Below are 511 nucleotides of genomic sequence, written 5' to 3' on the forward strand. Positions count from 1 at the left end.
GCGTTATGTGTAAATGGAAGTTTGGTAAATGAATTCTAGCTTTGATGAATATATTTCTAATCTAAATTCAAATAGGAATAATTTTCCGAGTGAATTATTTGAGTTTGCTGCAAACACTGAAAGGTATGAATTAAACCACCCAAAATCACTTCATGATGCATGGGTTACATCGATAACTATTGCAGAAAATAGAAATAAGGTTCGTCCATTTGAACCCTCTTTATCAATTTCATTAAATTTACTTGGCCAACAACATGACCGTGATATTGTTCTGAATTATTTAAAAGTAAAATCATATGAACTTATAGGTACTGAGAATCCATTTAATTATGGTGATACTTTTCATGGTGATGTTTTAACCCATGAAGTATCGATTACAGGCAATGGATTTCAGCATATTATTGAGTTACGCTCAGGTTCTACATTTAAAGTTACATTTGCAGATTTTAATTGTGTGGAGAAAATTTACACATAACAAGCGCATTAAGCACGGGACTGCTAACAGTTTGCT

The 511-nt window shown here is 32.1% G+C and carries 1 protein-coding gene; it reads left to right on the forward strand.

What is annotated here, in order from left to right; genetic code table 11:
* Positions 1-28: 28 nt before the first annotated feature.
* Positions 29-475, forward strand: a complete 447-nt coding sequence (locus PSH54_RS20570; protein WP_059364933.1) for a hypothetical protein — start codon at positions 29-31, stop codon at positions 473-475.
* Positions 476-511: the final 36 nt, after the last annotated feature.

Origin of the sequence: Pseudoalteromonas sp. Angola-30 (genome assembly GCF_028599215.1) — a bacterium.
Lineage (GTDB): Bacteria > Pseudomonadota > Gammaproteobacteria > Enterobacterales > Alteromonadaceae > Pseudoalteromonas > Pseudoalteromonas atlantica.

What these genes read in the sequence shown, in the direction of transcription:
- PSH54_RS20570 (WP_059364933.1), top strand. Translation starts at nt 29, where the DNA reads ATGAATTCTAGCTTTGATGAATATATTTCTAATCTAAATTCAAATAGG.